This is a genomic window from Bacillus glycinifermentans, from assembly GCF_001042475.2.
Taxonomy (GTDB): Bacteria; Bacillota; Bacilli; order Bacillales; family Bacillaceae; genus Bacillus; species Bacillus glycinifermentans.
In genome coordinates this window covers 35420-55377 of record NZ_LECW02000016.1, presented here as the reverse complement: position 1 = coordinate 55377, position 19958 = coordinate 35420, and the positions used below count along the sequence as shown (strand labels likewise).

At 37.2% G+C, this 19958-nt stretch carries 14 protein-coding genes and 4 pseudogenes; 2 read left to right on the top strand and 16 right to left on the bottom strand.

Features of this window, described 5'->3' with window-relative positions:
* Positions 1 to 19: 19 nt before the first annotated feature.
* A pseudogene (locus tag AB447_RS11530) lies at positions 20 to 847 on the top strand (tetratricopeptide repeat protein); the annotation flags it as partial.
* The gene (locus tag AB447_RS26260; RefSeq protein WP_164918151.1) at positions 847 to 984 is read left to right on the top strand and encodes a hypothetical protein; all 138 of its coding nucleotides are present in this window, start codon (positions 847 to 849) and stop codon (positions 982 to 984) included. The pseudogene AB447_RS11530 and the gene AB447_RS26260, both read left to right, overlap by 1 nt.
* A 516-nt stretch (positions 985 to 1500) precedes the next feature.
* On the opposite strand, the gene AB447_RS27250 is transcribed toward AB447_RS26260, so the two are convergent.
* The 16 genes and pseudogenes from AB447_RS27250 to AB447_RS11460 all read right to left on the bottom strand — a co-directional run bounded on the left by AB447_RS27250 (position 1501) and on the right by AB447_RS11460 (position 19842).
* Complete coding sequence (locus tag AB447_RS27250; RefSeq protein WP_006640231.1) at positions 1501 to 1584, bottom strand: putative holin-like toxin; 84 nt, start codon at positions 1582 to 1584, stop codon at positions 1501 to 1503.
* A gap of 190 nt (positions 1585 to 1774) precedes the next feature.
* Positions 1775 to 2083, bottom strand: coding sequence for a hypothetical protein (locus AB447_RS11525; protein WP_048354003.1), 309 nt, complete (start codon positions 2081 to 2083; stop codon positions 1775 to 1777).
* An 18-nt stretch (positions 2084 to 2101) separates the two neighbouring features.
* Positions 2102 to 2383 carry a phage holin gene (locus AB447_RS11520; protein ID WP_048354004.1) on the bottom strand — a complete coding sequence of 94 codons (282 nt, stop codon included), beginning with the start codon at positions 2381 to 2383 and terminating at the stop codon, positions 2102 to 2104.
* A gap of 18 nt (positions 2384 to 2401) precedes the next feature.
* Positions 2402 to 2788, bottom strand: a complete 387-nt coding sequence (locus AB447_RS11515; RefSeq protein WP_021837858.1) for a hypothetical protein — start codon at positions 2786 to 2788, stop codon at positions 2402 to 2404.
* A 131-nt stretch (positions 2789 to 2919) separates the two neighbouring features.
* A complete protein-coding gene (locus AB447_RS11510; RefSeq protein ID WP_048354005.1) occupies positions 2920 to 4014 on the bottom strand; it encodes an N-acetylmuramoyl-L-alanine amidase in 1095 nt (364 codons plus the stop codon).
* 152 nt (positions 4015 to 4166) lie between these two features.
* Positions 4167 to 4325: a hypothetical protein gene (locus AB447_RS25800; RefSeq protein WP_156415981.1), complete on the bottom strand. Its 159-nt coding sequence runs from the start codon at positions 4323 to 4325 to the stop codon at positions 4167 to 4169.
* Between the two features lie 25 nt (positions 4326 to 4350).
* Complete coding sequence (locus tag AB447_RS11505) at positions 4351 to 6915, bottom strand: peptidase G2 autoproteolytic cleavage domain-containing protein (protein WP_057957574.1); 2565 nt, start codon at positions 6913 to 6915, stop codon at positions 4351 to 4353.
* Between the two features lie 18 nt (positions 6916 to 6933).
* Positions 6934 to 7731, bottom strand: coding sequence for a hypothetical protein (locus tag AB447_RS11500; RefSeq protein WP_048354007.1), 798 nt, complete (start codon positions 7729 to 7731; stop codon positions 6934 to 6936).
* Between the two features lie 15 nt (positions 7732 to 7746).
* Positions 7747 to 10386 (bottom strand): phage tail spike protein, encoded by a 2640-nt coding sequence (locus AB447_RS11495; protein WP_082634646.1) that lies wholly within the window; start codon positions 10384 to 10386, stop codon positions 7747 to 7749.
* Between the two features lie 3 nt (positions 10387 to 10389).
* Positions 10390 to 11151, bottom strand: coding sequence for a distal tail protein Dit (locus tag AB447_RS11490; protein WP_048354008.1), 762 nt, complete (start codon positions 11149 to 11151; stop codon positions 10390 to 10392).
* A 53-nt stretch (positions 11152 to 11204) separates the two neighbouring features.
* Positions 11205 to 16157, bottom strand: a pseudogene (locus tag AB447_RS27245) (transglycosylase SLT domain-containing protein); the annotation flags it as partial.
* Between the two features lie 336 nt (positions 16158 to 16493).
* A pseudogene (locus AB447_RS11480) lies at positions 16494 to 16892 on the bottom strand (phage tail tape measure protein); the annotation flags it as partial.
* A 264-nt stretch (positions 16893 to 17156) separates the two neighbouring features.
* Positions 17157 to 18548: pseudogene (locus AB447_RS11475) on the bottom strand (phage tail tape measure protein); the annotation flags it as partial.
* 87 nt (positions 18549 to 18635) lie between these two features.
* Complete coding sequence (locus AB447_RS11470) at positions 18636 to 18887, bottom strand: hypothetical protein (RefSeq protein ID WP_048354011.1); 252 nt, start codon at positions 18885 to 18887, stop codon at positions 18636 to 18638.
* 32 nt (positions 18888 to 18919) lie between these two features.
* Positions 18920 to 19615: a BRO-N domain-containing protein gene (locus AB447_RS25225; RefSeq protein WP_082142528.1), complete on the bottom strand. Its 696-nt coding sequence runs from the start codon at positions 19613 to 19615 to the stop codon at positions 18920 to 18922.
* Positions 19612 to 19842: a hypothetical protein gene (locus AB447_RS11460; protein ID WP_048354012.1), complete on the bottom strand. Its 231-nt coding sequence runs from the start codon at positions 19840 to 19842 to the stop codon at positions 19612 to 19614. Before AB447_RS11460 ends, AB447_RS25225 begins: the two co-directional genes overlap by 4 nt.
* Positions 19843 to 19958: the final 116 nt, after the last annotated feature.

The following is a 19958-nucleotide window of genomic DNA, read 5'->3' as shown; positions in this document are numbered from 1 at the left end:
ATTAGGGGGTTAACCCGATTATTTTTTGTTTAAAGGAATGTATGAGAGTGCAAAAAATAATTATTCTCAAGCTCTTATGTGTTTTAGGGTAGCAGAGAGAATGTTGGACAATGTTGAGGATGAAATAGAAAAAGCAGAGTTTCATTATAAACTAGGCAACCTCTATTACTTCACTAAAACAACCTTACTCTCTTTCCATCACCTTTCAATAGCTAAGAGCATCTATCAAGCCTATGAAGAATACAAAATACAGTCTATTAACTGTACTGTGCTGCTTGCACTTAACTACATAGATGATGGAAGGCTTATGAGAGCTGAAAGGATGTTAAAAGCCTCTGCTGATAGATTAATCAAGATGAATGAGTATCACTTATTATCTGCTGTTTATTATGATTTAGGCTTTTTAAAAATCCAAGAGGACAAACATACTGAGGCTATCCAATACTTTAACAAGTCTTTTGAAACAAATGATCTGAAAAAGAATGCTCCCATAATGTACTTGCAGTGTATTTATGAGTCAGCAAGGTCAAATTATAAATTAGGAAATGTGGACAAAGCTCTTGAATGGGTACAAAAAGGTTTTGAATTTTCGCAAGAGACAAACAATATAAATTTTTCTTTGAAGTTTTCTGTTCTCAATATTTGTTACACGGCTCCTCTTGAGGGTGTGGATCAAGTCAAAGAATTTATCAACAGACTGGAGGCAAGAGAGGCTTATGTAGACATTGAGGCACTAGCTGAGGATGTGGCATATGTTTATATAGCTTTAAAAAATTACAAAGATTCCACATACTTCTTGGAAAAAGCCATAAAATCAAGTAAACTAACAGGAAAGGAGGTTTTATAATGAAAAAATTGGCGGTAACAGCTTTCATCACTGCAACTCTTGGGCTTGTTTTAGCAGGTGCTACAGGATTCATTAATGAAACATTCCACACAGACAACACAATCAACTTACTTGCATCAAGGGGAGCGGGTTCATAGCCACACAAAACAAAAAAATACAGAGAGGCTTATACAGTCTCTCTGTACCCATCTGTATTCACTTCTATAAAAAAAGAAACATGCGCTTAAGGATCTCAATAAATAAAGCACATTTGTTGTTGACACAACTTAAGAAATTTCAAAAAAGACAACTATGATTTGGTTGTCTTTTTTTGTTAATTGACTTAATCAATGTAATGCATTACATTGACAAGAAGTATACCATTGACTATAATAAATGGTGAAGCAACGACACAATAAAACAACATAATAATGATATATTAGTTAGATTAATGAAATGCATTACATCTTAGACAAGGAACATAAGCCATTTTATTAAGCAAAAGTATTGCAAATTAGTTTTATTTTATAAAAAAATGCATAAAATAAAAAAGACCCGACTGCTGGGAACAGTCGAGTCAATCGCACAAAGCAGGCCAATAGCGGCCAAAGCTCTTTTGTGTCTTTTCTATTGAAATAGACTACCCCTGTAACTTTCCAGGTCTCAAGGGTGGTCTATTTCTTTTTTAGATATGTCAACAATGCCAGAATGAACATTCCGAACATAAACATCAAAGTTAAACTCTGATAAGTTGACATTTTTCTCACCCCCTTTCTATCGGGAGTGAGCCAGACCGCCCTTGAGTGAGCCGCTTTGTACAGCATTTAGTATACCATATAACTGGGTTTTTGGGAAAATTTTATTATCTAGAGGTAAAATTTAGATTAAGTAAAAATGTGACCTCTACATAATAAACTAAAAGAGGGGAAAAGTCCCCTCTAAGCTGAGTTACATTTGTTTTAAAAAATCTCTAAGCACCTGCAGCAAAACTGTGGCGTCCTCTTTGTTCATATCCATGACCTGTTCAGTTGCTATCCCATCGTTAACTTCAAATTTTAAGATAGGCTCCATTAGAGTAGTTGTTGATGCTTGATCGACATTAGCCTCAGTATTCGAATTATCAGGAGAAGGAGTAGCATCATCTGAAACTACAGGGGGAATAACAAGGCGAAGTGTTATAGACTTATCCTCACCAGTGTCAATTTTGACTTCCGAAAAGTTTGAAGGGTACGGGGAGTATGTAATTGTTGTTTTCATCAAATCAGCCCTTTACGATTATTCTCTTGGCTCTTCATATTCCATTGCTTGTTCGCTATCAGAGATACCTTTTGTTGTTGGGTCTTTGATGATTCCTAAGAAAGACAAGTAAATTAAGACTGTATCTACAATGCCAAGAGAGATTTTAAGCGAGTTGTCTAATTGAGATAAATCGATGTCCATTATACCCAAGCCAACTAACCCTGCAATTAATCCCTGTATCATAACTGCAGTTTGTGAAGCTAATGCAGTAAGAAAAAGCTTATTATTGAAACGAACCTTCCAGTTGATTTTAGTCATAATATCAATCTCCTTTTCTTATTTAAGTCCAAAATGTATAAGCAACCATGCACCGACTAATGTTGCAATCACGGTTGGTAAAACTTTGTACATAAGATCTTTACCGAACTGACCTGGGTCGATTTTTCTATTGGAATCTGATTGCTCAAGAATGCCCACTCGATTATCGAGCTTTTCATATGATTTGCTTAAATTTTTTAAGCTGTTATTCATCTCAGTCAATGTGACAAATTGTTCTCGCGATTGTTTTTGAGCATCTTTGTTTATTTCGATTTGTTGTTCCATAAGGGTTGTTAGTCGACTCATGTCTTCAGTTCTTGCTTCTAAATTTGTAATTTTTTCTTGATGATTTTTCATTTTTTCTTCTAAGACACTTAGTCGTGTATTTACATCTACTTCAGCCACAAATTCAACCGTCCTTTATCCTTAATAAAGAAGGTGTACGTCATCCCACGTTGTTCACCTCCAAAAGAAATAGAGGATATTCATTGATCAATTTAGATCAACAAATATCCTTAAAGATAATTAAAGATCAGTTAGACTCTTGTTCCAAACTGACCTGAAACGTAACCGCGTTTGCCATTGTAAATGACTTCCCAATAGCCTTTAGGGTTATTTTTCCCTTTCACTGATCCAGAAATGTCAATTTTGCTGCCAAGTTTAACTGTACCGATATTTTTGGAGTTATTACGGTCAGGTTTGTCCATTACAATTGCAGCATTTGACACTCCTACAATTTTAATTTTTCCCACTGATTTAATGGAAGAAGAACCAGAGCTGGATTTGGAAGCTGTTGATTTAGAAGGGGAGGAGGCCGCTTTCACATTGCCTGAAACTTCAACGTACTTGTCAGAAGCAGTGATGTAATATGTAGCTCCTTTAGAGTTTTTAACCTTGTACTGATAAGCACTTCCAACCTTCACTTTTTCAACAACAGTAGGGAAACCATAGCCTTTATTTACCGTGCCAACAACATCTTTGTCTTCCCATGAAGGTTTAGAATAAAAACGAAGTCCGTCAACTTTTGATTTAAGGGAACCACTAGCAGCAGAAGATGATGAAGAAGAATTTTTGTTGCTTGAAGGTGCTGTTGAGTTGGAAACTGTCTTATTCCCAAGTAGGCTATCAACTTTTTTACGGAATGCAGCGAGCTTGCTTGAGTCACTTACCCAAGGAGCAGGGCAGTTCTTGTTCGTTACATCATAGTGACGGACGATTTTATCTGTAGACAATTTGAATCTTTTACAAAGATCAGCAACCAATTCAGCAGCGTTCTGCACAGTTTCATCATGAATTGTACCGTTTTTCTCTACGCACATTTCAACACCAATTGCTGTTTGGTTAGCATTTGGTTTAAGGAAGCTCACATAGCATCGATTTTGATCGTGTGCATGATAAGCCATTTCGTTTTCGGGGATAATGTATTGTGCTTCGTTTCGGTCTACGAAATAGTGTGCAGAAGCGTATCTTTCCGCGGCAATACAAGTGTCATTAAAATAATTTCGTTCATTTAGCGCCGTAGCACCATTGGTTGCAGTCCAGTGCATCACAATTCCTTTCACGCCAGACAATTTAATACCAGGACGAGTAAATTTGTTTACTTTAACGAAATTTTTCACAACTTTAACCAAATTAAATCACTCCTATTTGTTTTTGAGCATTAAAAAAGAGACTGGGGGGATTCCCAATCTCTTTCATTCTCACGTATGCTCTTGTTTTCTCTGTTTTGCTAATATGTATTTTGAATAAAATCTAAATTTTATTTAAAATTGAATCACCTCCTTTAAGTCTTACCTTTTAGCTTAGCAACTTCATCCTCTAAAGTTTTCAATCTCTCAAACAATTCAGATGCGGTGAGAATGTTTTTCCCATCTGTGACCGCAACAGTGTAGATGTCTTCCCATTTATCTTTCTTTTTGTTGTAGAAACTTAATGTATTCATCTGAACCTCCAATCGTCCAAGCGACTTATCTAATAAAGCAAATTGCCACTCCATATCCATCCTTTTTAAAGTATGGTTTTGTAATCTCCATAACTCTCCAAGTGGAGTTCTCTGATTTTGTAGCTATTCCGTTATTTGCTTCAATGCAATCTCCAACTTCGACAGTTCCATCAATGCGAATATACACCTGTCCAACAAGTCCTACGATATTCCATTCAGGTCTTTGTTCTCTTGGTATATAATCTTTTTTTGACTTCCATTCAGGGTTTTCAACAGGCATTTTGACGTATTCGCCTGTTTTTTCATCAAGAACATCTTCATAAATAAGACCGCCGAACTCATTTTTTAAATAACGATCTTTCCAATAAACCTCAGCGCTTCCAAGTACAGTTCCTGCTGTTTCAGATATAACGCCGAGCATAAATTCAGATTTTTGAGCAGGTCTTATTTTATTTTTTTCAAGGGTAACGATGGTTCCAGAAGGTATGCTTTTGCCATCAAGGCTTTCAAAATACTCCGCGTAGTCACTGAATGTTGCTCCACCATTGATCTTCCCTGTGGCGGAGATGTCTCCATTCATAGAGTTAAGCATCCACTTTATATTTGAACGTGAAGGGGTTTCTCCATATCCGCCAACAACCATATAGCGATCATTTCCTCCGAGCTTAACCCCACCAGAAGACAGAATGGTTCTAGAGACATTTTCACCTTCAATATGGGAATCATTCGAAGACATGACTGTGCTACGGGAACCATCAACAGAGCTTCCGCCAGATGAAGAATAAACCCCTGTTCGAACTCCTTTAGCCTTTGCTCCTCCAGTTGTTCCAATAGCTGCAGATGCTTCTCCAGTAACTTCTGGCGTACCTGAAGAAGCGGCGATAAAACCCGTCGATGTTTTAACATGTCCAGAAGTAGTGGCAGCTCTTGTCCCACCTTTAAAGTTGTTTGGAACATATGAGTAATCATAGCCAGCGATTGTTGAAGCTTTGCCATACTTTTCAGCAGTGACTCCAAATATGTAAGCTTGAGAATTCGAGCAATAAACACCAACACTATCTTTCCGACCATACCCGATTAAGCTTGCATTGGTTAATTTTACATTCTCTGTTTTGCTGCCGATTCTTACACCGACTCTCGCTGATTCAAAGGAATTGATATTGCTTATATTTACGTTGTCAGATTTTTGACTTCCTCCGATCACGTAAATGTCTGCTTCAGCCGTCTTGAAGCCAGAAACGGAAATATTGTTTAAATTAATGTTTCTAGATTTAAATTGAGTTGCAATTGCAGGGTTTCCTTTGTAGTCATAAGAGGGATCTCCAATTGCTGTGAAGTTGTTTATATTGACGTTGCGAAATGCGGAGATAACCAGAGCTCTTGGAGACAGTCCTTCATATAAACTGTTGAAAATAGGGTTAAGAACTCTACAATTTGTAGCACTAACATTAAAAGCACTTTTTGAAACTGGATCTGAAGAGCGGTGGAATCCAATATGTCTGAAGTCAAAGCCTCGGATATCATTCTCAGAGGAACAATTTACAAAATGAACATCTTGGGCTGCAGGTGCTAAAGCGTGCGCTTTTACTTCAAAACCTCTGCAATTTTTTCTACTATAACAGTTCATAAGCCATGCATGTTTAGAACCATCATCGATTTCAAAACCATTTGTGTTACTGCCTCCAGCACGGTGAGCCGAACCATTTCCATCATATGAGTAACAATTAGAGATGAAAATGTAGTCGGAAAAGTGAGTTGTGAATCCATCATCCCCAAAGTTCCAAGCTGTACAATTGTCGATCCAAACGTACTTAGAACCTTTAGGCTGATAGTATTCAGCACCATCTGAGGAAGAGTTGTACTTTGGAGAGGTGACATCAAAACCATGAAGACCAGCATCTTTGGCGTGAACTTTATTAATCCAAACAAATTGACTATTGGTGATGTTTACGCAACTTGCATTTGGCCCCGATCCTATCTTGTTGTCTTTTTTATTTAAATTCCAATCAACGAGAAGATTTTCGATCTGGATATATGAGTTACCATTTGTATAATCTTTGTTTGTGATGACATGTGTAGTAGGAGGGGTTTCAGGGTGAAGTTTAATCACTGACTTCATACCATTACCATAAAGTTTTGTGAAAGAGGGAAGTTTAACTCCTTTGACCATGTATGTGCCATCAGGAACGTAAATACTTGAAAATCCACTTCCTATAGCTTTCTCAAATGCAGCGGTATCATCAGTTACTCCGTCTCCTTTTGCTCCAAAATCTTTAACATTAACGCTTCTCATATTGAATTCATTAATGATTTTATCAACCAGGGTGTCACCAATAACCTTAAACTTTGATACATCGCCAATAATCTTTTCGACGTTGCTGATCTTATCCGAAACATTGGTGATTTCTTTTTGAAATTCAATTTTGACATTGATGATATCTTGTCTAACGTCGCCGATATTGCCTAATACCTCTTTAAATTTTTCTGTAATCATTGGGGCTGTCCATCTTTCCCCGTCTGAACTTATTGCTTCAAGTTCAATAGAGACCCACTTTTCCAAGAGTGGATCATAATATTTTAAATAATTCATTACATACCTCCTGAATTGCTATTCGATCTTGAGCCATATTTGATTGGTAAGGGGGGCAGTCTCTGATTTTTTGATTCTTGCTGCAAATGGAGAGACAGGGGCTTGAAGCCATAAGTGATTAACGTTGTTAGGAGGGACTTCGCTGACGATTACATTGAATCCATCATAGGCATCTGACACATCAATATCGATCCAGTCAAAGCCATCCCATCTCCATTCAATGTGTGTGTCTTCAGCAACAACTGTCCAACCGATTTGAGGGTTTGGATATGTAGTCATGATATCTGTGTATGTATAAACTTTAGGGAGGTATATCTTCCTTGTGTTAGCCACCACATCTTCATAATCTGAAGTAGCATACTTAGTCCATTTTGTAACTTCTCTTGATTCCTCAGTTGCTTCTTCGCATTCTTCCGTAGCTTTTCGAGTTCTTTCAGTCAATGAGTCGAGTGTTTCTACAACTTCATTTCCGTCGCGTTTTGTCCAAATACGTGAGCCTGGGAAGTAATAAGCACCTTCACCGCTGTATTTAAATTGAAGAGATTTCCCTTCATTTGAGGCATTAAAATAGACAACTCCATTAAGGTAATCAACCCTAAAGTAGTCGTCTTGTAACTCACCGTCTTCAACTTCTTTCCACATCTTGTCATCCCCAAAGACTTCAACCCGCATTTCCCTGTTGGGGACTTCCGTTAATTGAGCTTTTCCGTTATAAACCACCTGTGTTTCATTGTAAAGCTGGTAAGGATCATCAATCGATCCTTTTCTCTTCTTAGAAAGAATAGGATCATTATAAAGTTTTGGAGTATCTTCCAAAGGATCACCTCCGTATTAATTTTGTTTGAATGCTTCCCAGATATATTTAATGTTTAATTTATTTCCACGAGTGTTACTATCTGAGCCGGTAATAAAATAATTCAAATCCAATGACCCATATGTTTTATCGCCGCCTTTAAGGAAGGAACCTACTTCTCCATTTTGAATTGAGTAGCCACCTAAACTGTTTTGAATGATAAGTGTTGAATCAGTAGGGGAAGTAGAATAAATCTTGACCAAAGTAGGAATGAAGTTTAAACTGATTGTTCTGCTTTGCTTTCCGTCACCGATGTACTCTCCTGTTGCATATTGAGGGGAAGAGGGGAGATCAGACTTGAGAACATACGCAGATGAGTCATAACCGCCGAGTTGAGTTGCACTTCCTGTAATTGAAGCATTAATTGTTCCTGTTTCATCTCGAACAGCTATTGTATTAGGAGTTGAAGCCAATTCAGCAGTGTAGCCATTCAAGGATTCAGCAGATGTGACGGATTGCTCAATCCACTTTTCACCGTCAAAAAATTCCTGTTTATTTGTTTTTGGATTGATCCAAACAGTGTTTACATCCGGATTTTCTGGTCTTTCCTCAGAAACAGCTTGAATTAATCCATTCACTCTCCCTTTGACCTCAGCAATAGCAGAAGGGAGGTAGGGGTTTTCAGAAGCATGTTTCGATTGAACAATATCTGAAAGAATAGCTCCTGATCTTTCAATATCAGCATCAACTCTTCGATAAGCTCTTACACCAAGCGTGTAGTATTTATTTGATGCTAATCCCGTGAATTTATAGGAACGCTTATCATATTTGACGTTGACTAATTCCTCATGGCTCATTTTAGAACCGAAAACATATTCGTCAGAGGATTCGCTGGAATAGAGATATACTTCAAATCCATCTATGTTGTACTGATCTTCATCAGATTTTGGATACTCCCATTTCAACACAATGTCAACTGATCCATTATCGTTGTATTCATGAGAGATCGCTGTTCCATCTGATTTAACTGTAGGGGCGGCGACAGGAGTAGAAATTCGATCATTCCTGATGTTGAAGTTTTCCGCAGTCTTCATCCAATCAATTTTTCTAACAGCATAATCATTGTCGATGTGATTTATTGTATAAACGAGCTTAACCATTTTCTCTTTTACAGTCTCAACACGTTTTGAGTTTGAAATAGTCAAATTGATTTTATTGGATTCAAAATCAAAACTCATTTCGATTACTTTTGTTTTAACATCGATGCCTAAACGGTCGTGTTGAACTCGAATAATATCTCCAATAGAAAGCCGATTCCAGTTTTGATGTTCACTTATGATGCCAAAGAAGTTTACAATACTCATTGTGATATTGACTGGTGGGGTATTTCGTTTCTTCATTTCCTCCAGACCAGCTTCATAAAGATCAGTTTCATCATAAAGGTTGTCATTTGACCATTCTTGTTCATTGATAAACTCAGCCAACTCTTCTTTGAGTTCATCACTAAGATGACTTTCGAGAGTCAACTTTCCCTTTAAAAGTGTAATTTTATCTTGAATATCGGTAAGCAGCTTCTCTTCGGCTTTGATTTCATCCTTTTTAGCTGCAATCTCTGCTTCTTTTGTATCTCTTTCTTTAATCAATTCAGCAGTGGGATCTTTCGCTTCAGTTGCGACTACAATCTTATCCAAAATAACTTGAAGCTCTAAATCAAGCTGCGCCTTTTGAGCTTTCAATTTGGCCAATTTCTTTTCTTCTTCAGTTTGTCGAGCAAGAAGGGAGGAGAACGATTCTGTTTGAGAATCGATAAACTTATTAAAGTCAAGAATTGCATGACATAATTCATCACTCATCTCATAGCTATGAGATATTACATTTCGATCTTTATCTCGTTCAAAAGGGTAGAGGTAGTATGTAAAATCTTCAATGTATGCTTGTCCAGTTGGATTGGCCGCGTTAATTGAAAGATCATCTTTACCAGTCACATAAAGCCTAGTGCAAACTTCTTCAAGTTCCTCAGTATCTTCAATGGTATCTAAGTATTGGCCGTACTTAATTCTCATTCCTTTATATTTTGATACTTCATCTTCAGTATAGAAATGAACCTTTTTTTCTATAGTGTCAAACACCGGAACAGCTTCAAACGTTTCACAAATTTTCATTAGAAAATCTAACTTGGTTGATGATGTGATATCAAAACTCCTGAATTTTTCATTGAATAGTGGATTGATATACCCGGCTTTCCAGTTCGTATTTGCAAAACAATCATCAGTTACCTGTTTCATGTTATAGGAAGTGACTTCGTACCTTCTGACTTTCCGGTAGCTTAATTGATGAGCCAAAGACATACAAGTAAATGTAACTGATTCATTTTCTGCCCCTGATTTTTGCTTAGTTTTGATGATAAACCACTCATCCTTGAAATTATAGGCAGACAATTTCACCAGTCTACGGAGCTTTAATCTCTTTAGATGGGGGTTCTTAACCCATTGTTTGTCTATCTCAATTTTCAAAGGCACAGTGAAGGAAAGCTCATTAATTTCGCCTAACTTTATAGTCAAATTAACGTTTGAGACATCAACCAGGTTGGCGATTTTCTTTTTATTTGCTTTGGCTAGGGAAAGTTTGGGCTTTAATAAATTGAATGATCTTGATACTTCTTGAAACAGTACTGCCACCTCCTAACGATATTTGAATCTATAGTTGAAAAGAATTTTACATCTGCCTGTCACTCTAATCCGGTTCATTCCATAGCCGAGTTGAAGGTATTCTTCATTAAAATTGTCGTAACGCTCATCACCATATTTCGATGAATCAACGATTTCTTTTTCACCAGTAACTGCAATGATTTCTCCATCATCAAGATCAACAAACTTAGAAGGGGAGGAGAAGTTACTTAGATTTTCAATTTGAACATCGCCTTTACCGATCTTTTGAATTTTAAACGATGGAACAATGGTGCATTCACCTTTATTGTTGATTTCAATTGTAATGTCTTCCTTAGAAGCATCGTACAATGGAGTGGTTATCGATCTACTGTAGGCATAAGGGGAATCGCATCGCATTGTTAACCTGACATAGCCCTCTTTGCTTGCGTTATGAACTAAATCATTTGTATCAACAGGCATAGCATAATAAACGATGTCTAAGTTTTCACTGAAAGATAAAGGCTGGTATGTATCAACATCCAGCCATCGTTTAATGTCAGCGAGTCTTTTATCATTCCAGTAATCTACAATATAAAAATTAAGGTTGAATTGTTTAGGATCGCGTTTTTTTCCTTCATAAAAGGGAGTGTCATTTCCTTTTATGGTTGTCTCGTTTATTGAAGAGGTAGCTAGAAATGTTTCTTCAACTAAACCGCCTTCAGTATTGACATTTTCAATCCCCATATCTGTTGATTTTCTATCTCCGAAGAAAAAGTAACGGCTCTCTCTTATCACTGATGTTTCTCACATCCTTTCTAAAAAGAAAGAGCCGACAAATTTTGCCGACTCTAAATTTTCACTCCTCTAGCTGATGCAATGTTATACACTTCTCCTAAGAATTTCTCTGCATCAGCCTTAGAACCAGTCATTTTATCCACGTTAAAGTTAATATTGATTGTTTGATTGCTTGTCGTTTGATTAGGTGCAGTAAAAGGGGAAGGGAGCGTAGCTTTTGTTGGAATGTCTCCGAAGATGTTTCTAGTCAGCTCAACAATTTTCAGGACATTGCTTGTATCAGATTTGTTCAATACAAGCTCTTGCTCATGAAGCATAGCAAGCTTTCCTGAGCTTCCCCATTTTCCGGTATACCCACCAACATCAAAAGAGGAAACCTTCTTGCCAGTTTTATTTCCGGCAATCACGACATTTAAAGCATTGGAAGCTTCTTTAAGTTTATCGATAAGGTTGTTTGAAATACTCTTACCGATGGAATCCATGTTGCTGTTGATGAACTTAGTGAATTCATTAAGCTGTTTAGCAATATCGGTTATCTTACCATCCAAAAGTTTTTTCTCAAGTTCCTTAAAGGCTCGATCATCATTAACAAGGTCATCATACTTTTTGTTGATTGATTCTTCATCTTTTTCAAGCTGATCTTGGAGTGCTTCCTTTCGTTTCGTGTTTTCACGATCTTTCAGAAACTCTTCAAGGTCTTGCTCTTGTTCCTGAAGCTGTTTATCCAAATCCTTTAATTTTGCTTTGGCTTCATCAGAATCATCTAAAGACAGCTTATTGATTTGATCTTTTGTTTCCTGAATGGATTCCTGTTTCTCTTTAAGGGACTTCTGGAACTTGGCTTCATCGTCTTCTTTGTCAATTTCATCAATGATGTTTTGAGTTGCTTTTCGATGGGCTTCAAGTTCAATATCACGCATCTTTTCGTACATTTCTTTATAAATAGAAACGACTTCATCTGCAAGTGATTTGTAAATATCCTTAATGGACTTCTTGGTGTTATAAAGCTCAAGGTTGTAGTCCTTTTGTTTATCTTTCCAGTTTTCAATTTCCTCTGTGATTTGTTTCTGGATATCAGGAAAACCTTTAGCTGCCTTTTTCTGTTCCTCAAGCTGTTTGATGTACTTTTTGGCTTCAGCTTGTTGCTGTTGAATCAATTTTACTTGCTGACTGTAGTACTTGACTTTTTGATTGTCATCCTCAGTCATCTGAATCTTGATATCAACATCTTTAAGCTTACCCTCAGTTTTCTTGACTGATTTCTCGATGTTGTTGAGCACTTGATCAACTTTAGATTGAACAAGCTGACCTTGTAGCTCTCTGACTTGATCCTCAAGGGAGATTAAATCTAATTTGGCCTGTTTCAGTTCTTCTCTAAGCTGATCACGTTGAGCATAGTTGAGCTTTTTGTTTGTTTTAAGCTCTTTGTTAATCCAATTGAGCTTTTCCTGTTGAATTTTCCGCTGCTCATCGACAGCTTTCTTTTGCTCGTTAGTGTATTTACGGAACTCTTTGCTGTCGGTGAGGTAGTGTTTAGCTAAGGATTCGTTTTTAGCAATCTTAACTTCTAAATCTGATTTGCGTTTATCAAATTCATCGAGCTTAGATTGAACTAATTCATATTGGAGCTCTTGAATTTGATCATTTACTGAGTCTAAATCACCTTGTAGACCGATTAGATCAGACTTTGCTTGGGCAATAGCCTGTTGTCTTTCAGCTTCAGATTGAGATAGGTCAGACGTCAAACCTTTCATGTACTTTTCTGGATCGATTGGTATTCCGTTCTGCTCAATCTGTAAATGAAGGTGATTTCCTGTTGAATGCCCAGTGCTTCCGACTTTACCTATTGTTTGACCAGCAGATACAACATCGCCTTTTTTGACTTTAAGGCCTTTCTGCATGTGCATGTATTTTGCAACTGTCCCATCATCCTGTTGAATGACAACCCAGTTACCTGCTGTTTTAGAATAGGCAGCGGTAATGACTTTCCCAGCTTTCAAAGCTTTAACAGGAGTACCTGCTTTAGCTGCTAAGTCTAATCCTTTGTGGGGGGAGGAGCGGAGACCACTTTCTTTTTGGCCAAACTTTGAGCTTACTCTGAATCCATTTGCGCTTGTATAGTAATTAGCGATTTTTGATGTCGCAGTTGATAAGCTCTTATTGTAGTTAGAAAGAATGATCTTAACGTAATTTTGTGTTTCTTTGAAAGGAGGGATACCTCCATATTTAATAACGTTACCCGGCCCCGCATTATAAGCAGCCAGCGCTTTTTCGATGTTGCCGCCAAATTTATTGAGCATCTGAGCGATATATTTTGTACCGCCCATGATGTTTTGATAAGGATCATACGCATTGTTTACACCAAGGCTCTTAGCAGTACCAGGCATGAGTTGCATTAAGCCCATTGCTCCAACGCCAGAACGAGCTTTTGGATTAAATCCAGATTCCTGTTTAATAATCGCGGCAATTAGAGCTGGATCAACACCGTATTTACTTGCTGCAGCATTGATGTAAGAAGAATACTTACCTGAATATGAACCACCAGAATAATAAGAACCAGATGATGATCCAGAAGAGGAAGAGGAACTAACAAGTCCAGTTTGAGGAATGTAACCAGATTTGATTTGCTGTTTAAGCAACTTGATCTGATCTTGCATTAGCTTTTTCTTACGTTCTAATGCTTTGATTTCCTTATTGATCGCATCGCGATATTTTTGCGACCATTTCGGATAGTCGTTGGTTTGTTTGTTGAATTTCTCGATTTCCGCGTTTACTTTTTCAAGTGCTTCTTTGTATTTATCAACGACGTATTTGGATTTCTCGGTTTCTTTACTGGCTTTTTCTTGTTCGTCTGAGTATGTTTCAAGAGAGGTTCCGACTTCATCTAGAGAAGTAGAAGTGATTTCAGAAATCTTTTCAATGTTTTCAAGGCTATCTACAAATTTCTTGTAATTTTCGTAGTTTTCCTTTGCTCCACTTATATGTTGAATGCCACCGTGATTTATGTTTTTTAGGGCTTCCTCATATGTTTTTTTAAATTCAGCAAGTTGTTCCTTAGCTTCTTTTAAAGAGTTAACTTTAATCGGATCTTTAGATCCATCTTTAGGCATCATAGATGTGAATTCATTGGCTTGAGCTAATATTAATTGCTTGACGGCATTTATTTTGTCTTTATAAGCTTTTATGAATTCATCTCTGCTTTTTATTACAGCTTGGCGGTTAATATGAACCATGCCATTTTCTACTTTAATTGCCTTACTCAAACTTTTTTCTTTTTGAATAAGTTTCATTGCTTCAGCGGCTGATATACTTTTTCCTTCAGCCATTTTTTCAAGAAGGTCATTATAAATAGAAACTTTATCAGCTACTTCATCATAACCCTCTTGTTGAAGCGTGGATGCAGCATAATCACTTTGTTTGGAGTCGATTAACTCTTCAATAATGTTTAAGGTTGCTTCTAAATCACCTTTGGCATCTTTAAGTTTTTGACTTAAATCTTCAACTTCTCCAGTTAATTCATTTACACCTTCGCCATTTTCATCCCAAGTAACTTTTGCTGATTTAGCAGCATCTTTAGTTGAATTAATTGAATCTTTCAGATCATCATAGGAAAGAGCAAATTTATCAATTTCTGACTTTCCTGATCCATATGTTTTTAGAAGTTCCTGAAGACCGGAGTTCGCTTTTTCAAAGGCATTTTTATCACCTTTCTCCAAAGCGTTTTGGATATCATCCATTAAAGAAGCAACGCGTCGTGAAAAGGAATCAAGTTCTTCCGGTTCAAGTTTTGTGAAATCTATAGAATTGAAAGCATCTTTGAGTGATTTTGTAACCTCTGGGTTGATCTTGGCCTTATTAAAAGCATCAATGGTTTGAAGAACATCTTCACGTATTTTAGCTGCAACACTGGACAGATCTTGCTGTGCACGAATAGCTTCTTTTTCGTATTTATTTGCTTCATTTTTATAATCCAAATCAGACATAAAGGGATTCGTGATTGTATCAAAGAAGTTTCTATTTTTCGGATCGCTCATCTTGTCCATTTGCTTGGATATCTGTTGGTACGATTTTATTTCGTCCTTCAGTTTTTGAATATTGTTTAAGCTATCCTCAAATGTTTTCTTTGAGTTGTTCCTTATGTCTTCTTTATTTAAATCGGCAAGTTGTTTTGTATATTCGATTGCTTCTTTTAATGCATCATTGTTTTTAATGATGGCACTGCCTTGGTCATTATAGCCTGAGATCAAATTTGGAAACGTCTGAGCCAATTGTTGTGTCACTTGAAGGTATTCTTGTTCTTGATCAGCGGAAAGGGTACCTTTATCTTTTGCTTTTTGAAGTTCCTGATATTTTTTGATAAGTTGATCAGTTTGTTCTTTGTTGGTTGTTATAGCTTCAACGCTTTTCTTTTGGGACTCTTCAAATTCCTCTTGCTTTTGCTTAGCTTCTGAAAATGCTGATACGATTTTTTCGATAGCAAAGCCTATAGCCATGAAAGCAGCAATAGGAAGAGCTGCACCAGCAAGAAAAGCTCCTGCAGCTTTAGCTGTTGTACCAAGTGTTGCAAAGGATATCTTTAATGCTTCGATAGATGTCCTGGCAGTAACAGTCGAAATAGAAAAAGTCCTTATGCGAGCGGGCAAAGTTGAAAATAATTCAATTAACTGTCTACCGCTTGCCAAAGTGCTTGTTCTTAGGGTGGAATTGAAGAGCAAAAAAGCCGTAGTGGCTGCTCCCAACACCTGTGGAAGAAAGCCGATTGTCTTTGTAATATCTGCTCCAACTTGGACGAGACCCTTTAGGGATTCTGTTAGCGCAACAATTCCATCTGAAATTACCGCATCACCCGCAGCTAAACTAAGTTCTGTCCATGCGTTTGATAGGCGGTTGATTCTAGCTTGTAGGCTGTCTGAATATTTTTCCTGTTCTTTCCATGCACTCCCGGTCGATCGGGCGGCTGTAGTTGCTGAATCTTGAGCAATCGAGAAGTTGTTCATTAAAGCGTTAACCTTTGTACCGTTCCTTTCGGAATATTTAAACGGAGTAGACCATATCTTTGCCTCTTTTTTAACTAAAGGGCAGCCAGCGCTTCGTAAGCAGGAATTTCACCTGCAAACTACTCCCAAAAGGGATGGTCGTTGCACCTTCATTTGCATGTACTTCGCAGCATGATGCAAACACTTGGCACAGGGTCATCATATCAACTCTGACTTAGATTTTCCCTGTTAGCAATGTGATTAATAAGTCATTTCCTACTTAAATCTAAGCGATCACATTACACCCTAACTTAGGTTCACTGACTTTTCACTAGCTAATTACTTAACTAGGCGACTATTGATTAATCGAGAAAGCTGATAAATGCCTGCTACACCAATACTTGTATTTTGTTTTTGAGCATCGCTTAATGAGTTCCATTTATTGGCAACTTCTTCGATTAGTTCACTTGAACTTTTGGCTTCTCCTCCAGCTTTTTTGACGGAGATTCCAATTTGATCTAAAGCTTTTATAGAACTTTCATTGTTTCCGATCCTTGCGAAAATTGTTTTTAATGCATTCCCCACTATGTTACCAGATTCACGAGTGGTACTGGCCACTGCTGTGGTATATCCGATTAAATCGTTTAAATCCACCGAAAAGGTTGAAGCGGTCGCGCCAGCCTTCCTAATGGAGTTCGCTAGATCTTGTGTTGTTACCGCATAGTTGTTATCGACTTCATTTAATTTCGAAATTATACCCTCGGTTTCCCGATATTTAAGTAGGGGACTAGACTATATCTTCATCCCAAAGGGATGCTCAGCACTTCGAGCAGTAGCTCATAATCTGTCTGCTCTACACCATTAAGGTTAGTCGTTACACCTTCCTAAAAATAGGCTTGGCACGGTATTGTCATAGGATTTCACCCTTAGAGTTTCACCGTTAGCATCCTTTGTTTAAGGACACACCCCTGAGCAATAGGGTTCACTGAGTTTTCCATACCTCATTGCTAAGGTAGGCGACTAATGTTAATCGGCAATAGAAATCGAATCTTCAGCAGCAACATTAAAGTTCAACATTGCACTTGTTAAAGTATTAACTGTCTCATCTACTGACAGATCTGATACGTTTTGAAGTACTTCAGCAGTTTTTGTGATATTACCCAATTCAGACTCATCAAAACCCATTCTTCCGAAAGAGCTTGTCATTTGAAGGATGTCTGTAATTTTGTTCGAGAGCTGATCTCCAGTTTCAACTGCTTCTTGCAGCATCTCATTAAATTTGTAATCAGGCTCATCCATAACCCGACGAATTTCAGTCATGATTGTATCAATTTGGATGACTTGATCAACTATATTTTGTAAACCCCGAAGCGGTGCATAAAACATGGTCATTCCAGCAGCCCACACAGGTATGCGAGAGAAACTCACTTGTAGTTGTTCACCGAAACTCATCGTCTGTCGTGTTGTAGCAGCAATATTGGATGACATTTCTCTGAATTGCATATTAAGACTTGCCATCTGATTTCTCAAATTGGGAGTTCTTGCAGTTAGCTGATTAACTGAATTCAAATACTGTTGAATCTGCTGATTGCTTGCATTACTTAATGAGTTACCATATCTGTTTTGCAAATTTTGAGTATTTACTTGAGCTTGTCTTCTATAAAGTTCAAGCTGTCGTTCAAGCTCTTTAGTCTTTGCAACGGCCGAAGATTTATCATCAAGCATCTTAAGCTTAGCTCTTAGTGCTTCGATCTGCTCATCTGATTGAGCTAAATTTATTCTTCGACCAAGAGAGGAGAGGGTGACTTCTGAAAGTTGTCCTTGCTCTCTAAGTTTTTGCAAACTTGCTCGAAGTTGATCAATTGCTTTCCTCTGCTGATCCAGATTTGTAACAGTAGTAGAGCTCTTGACATTACCATTTTGGTCAAGGTTATAGGTAATGTCCTTGAAATTATCACGATTTTTCTGAGTTGATCCTGTTTTTACACCTTGAGCATTTTGACGTTCAATTATCTTTTGAACTTGGCCGAGCTTCTGAATTTCAGATGTTAACTTTGCTGTTTCTTGAGCTTCTTGGCGAATCTTTTGATTGCGGTTATCAATTGTTTTGATTTCTCGCTGAAGTATTTCACCATTCTTTTTATGCTGCTGGATTATCTTTTCAGTCGTTCCGTCAGCATTCTTAATGACTGTTTGTGTTTCTTTGACTGTCTGATTGTAATTCTTAAGATTTTTTTGATATGTTTCAACTGCAGAAGAGAATTCTTTGAGGGTTTTTAATGCGGCAGCATCAATGTTTGTTTTGAGCTGAAGGGAGTTTAACTTAGATTGTAATGTTTTAAGCTGCTTGTTGATTTGTTCAACCGATTGAGTAGAAGTATCTGCAACAGGTGTCACTACAATTTTCAATTGTTGACTCAACTAATAATCACATCCTTTCAAAGAGGAGAGAGTGGGGGAGAAGCGGAAATAAAAAACTCTGCATTCAAGCAGAGTCAAGAAAATCACTTATTTTATGTATAGCAGTTCATCTTCTTCATCAATTTCTTCCGTATCCTCAATTTCAAGCCCCATATTAGAGGCTTGAAGGGTAATCTTATCACCGTCAAAATTGGTTAATGTTATTTCTTTCAGCTCTTCAAATTCACCAAAATCCAAAAGGTCATATTCGGTAAATTGTTTAGCTTCATCTTCTGAGTTTCCATGTGTTATTTGGCAAGCGGCTATAGTCAATGTCAAGTGATTAACGTATTTGTTCATTTTTGTCACCAGTCCCTTTTAGTAAATATAAATTAAATCGCTTTGCTTTTAGCCAACTTACCTCGTGTCTTGTTGTGTTTAATAGATTTAATGTCTAACGCAATTTTTTTCAGTAAATCAGATACCACAGAAACAAATGCAAAATTTAAATTTTTCTTATACCTCAATTCCCGCTCAGTTAATACAATTTCAATTTTTCTCATCACTTCAATACGTGAATCAGTTACGGACTTTTTCTTATCTTGTCTTCGATGCTTTGAAGATCGTTTATAATCTAAACGAATTTTATTTTCTTTATAATAAGCAATGCATTCCTTGTATAGATCATGTAGATTCTCAATCCCGCAGTTAGAAAAGGTTTCTTCGAGCATGTCATAATTGAATAATTTTTGTTCTCTAGTCGCATCATCTGCTACATACATTCCATTCATTCTTATTGAAGGAAGGACTTCGTGTGTTACCCATCTTTTGAACTGTTTTGCTTCTGGTTTACGGCTGCCGAGAATCAAAGTGTATAGACCGGGTTCATTCACGATATTTGTGTTACCCTGACGCCCTATGTTGAACATAGCCCGTTCATCATCCTCCAATTTTGATACTGCTTGGGTGGCGTTTTTAATCCCTAAAACATCGCAGACATCTTTCGCGACAAACCAGATTTCACCATCATCTGTTAATGTTCTAACATTGTGTCCTTGGTAGTTAAATACTTTTTCAAATTGATTCATTTTCGATACTCCCCTTTACCAAATTCATCCCAAGATATTTTTACATTATGTACCTTTACTGTTCCTAATCTTTTTCCATTCTTGTGTACAAGAGTTAATTCACTCAAATCAACTCTTTCATCTGAAATGGCGTAGTATGACTCTAAAACAGCCAAATCTTTTTTGTTTGAAAGTGATGCTCTGGAAACTTCCAATTGGATTGTCCCGTACACATGATTTTTACACACTATCTACTCCTCCTTAGCTCGCTACAATGCCACTAATTTTTTGCTTGGACACATGTAGGCCAATCTAATTTTGTGAAACTTATCGTATTAAGTTAAACTCAATTAGTTAAACAAAT

What these genes read in the sequence shown, in the direction of transcription:
- AB447_RS26260 (WP_164918151.1), top strand. Translation starts at nt 847, where the DNA reads ATGAAAAAATTGGCGGTAACAGCTTTCATCACTGCAACTCTTGGGCTT.
- AB447_RS27250 (WP_006640231.1), bottom strand. Translation starts at nt 1,584, where the DNA reads ATGTCAACTTATCAGAGTTTAACTTTGATGTTTATGTTCGGAATGTTC.
- AB447_RS25800 (WP_156415981.1), bottom strand. Translation starts at nt 4,325, where the DNA reads ATGAATACATTAAGTTTCTACAACAAAAAGAAAGATAAATGGGAAGAC.
- AB447_RS11525 (WP_048354003.1), bottom strand. Translation starts at nt 2,083, where the DNA reads ATGAAAACAACAATTACATACTCCCCGTACCCTTCAAACTTTTCGGAA.
- AB447_RS11470 (WP_048354011.1), bottom strand. Translation starts at nt 18,887, where the DNA reads ATGAACAAATACGTTAATCACTTGACATTGACTATAGCCGCTTGCCAA.
- AB447_RS25225 (WP_082142528.1), bottom strand. Translation starts at nt 19,615, where the DNA reads ATGAATCAATTTGAAAAAGTATTTAACTACCAAGGACACAATGTTAGA.
- AB447_RS11520 (WP_048354004.1), bottom strand. Translation starts at nt 2,383, where the DNA reads ATGACTAAAATCAACTGGAAGGTTCGTTTCAATAATAAGCTTTTTCTT.
- AB447_RS11505 (WP_057957574.1), bottom strand. Translation starts at nt 6,915, where the DNA reads ATGAATTATTTAAAATATTATGATCCACTCTTGGAAAAGTGGGTCTCT.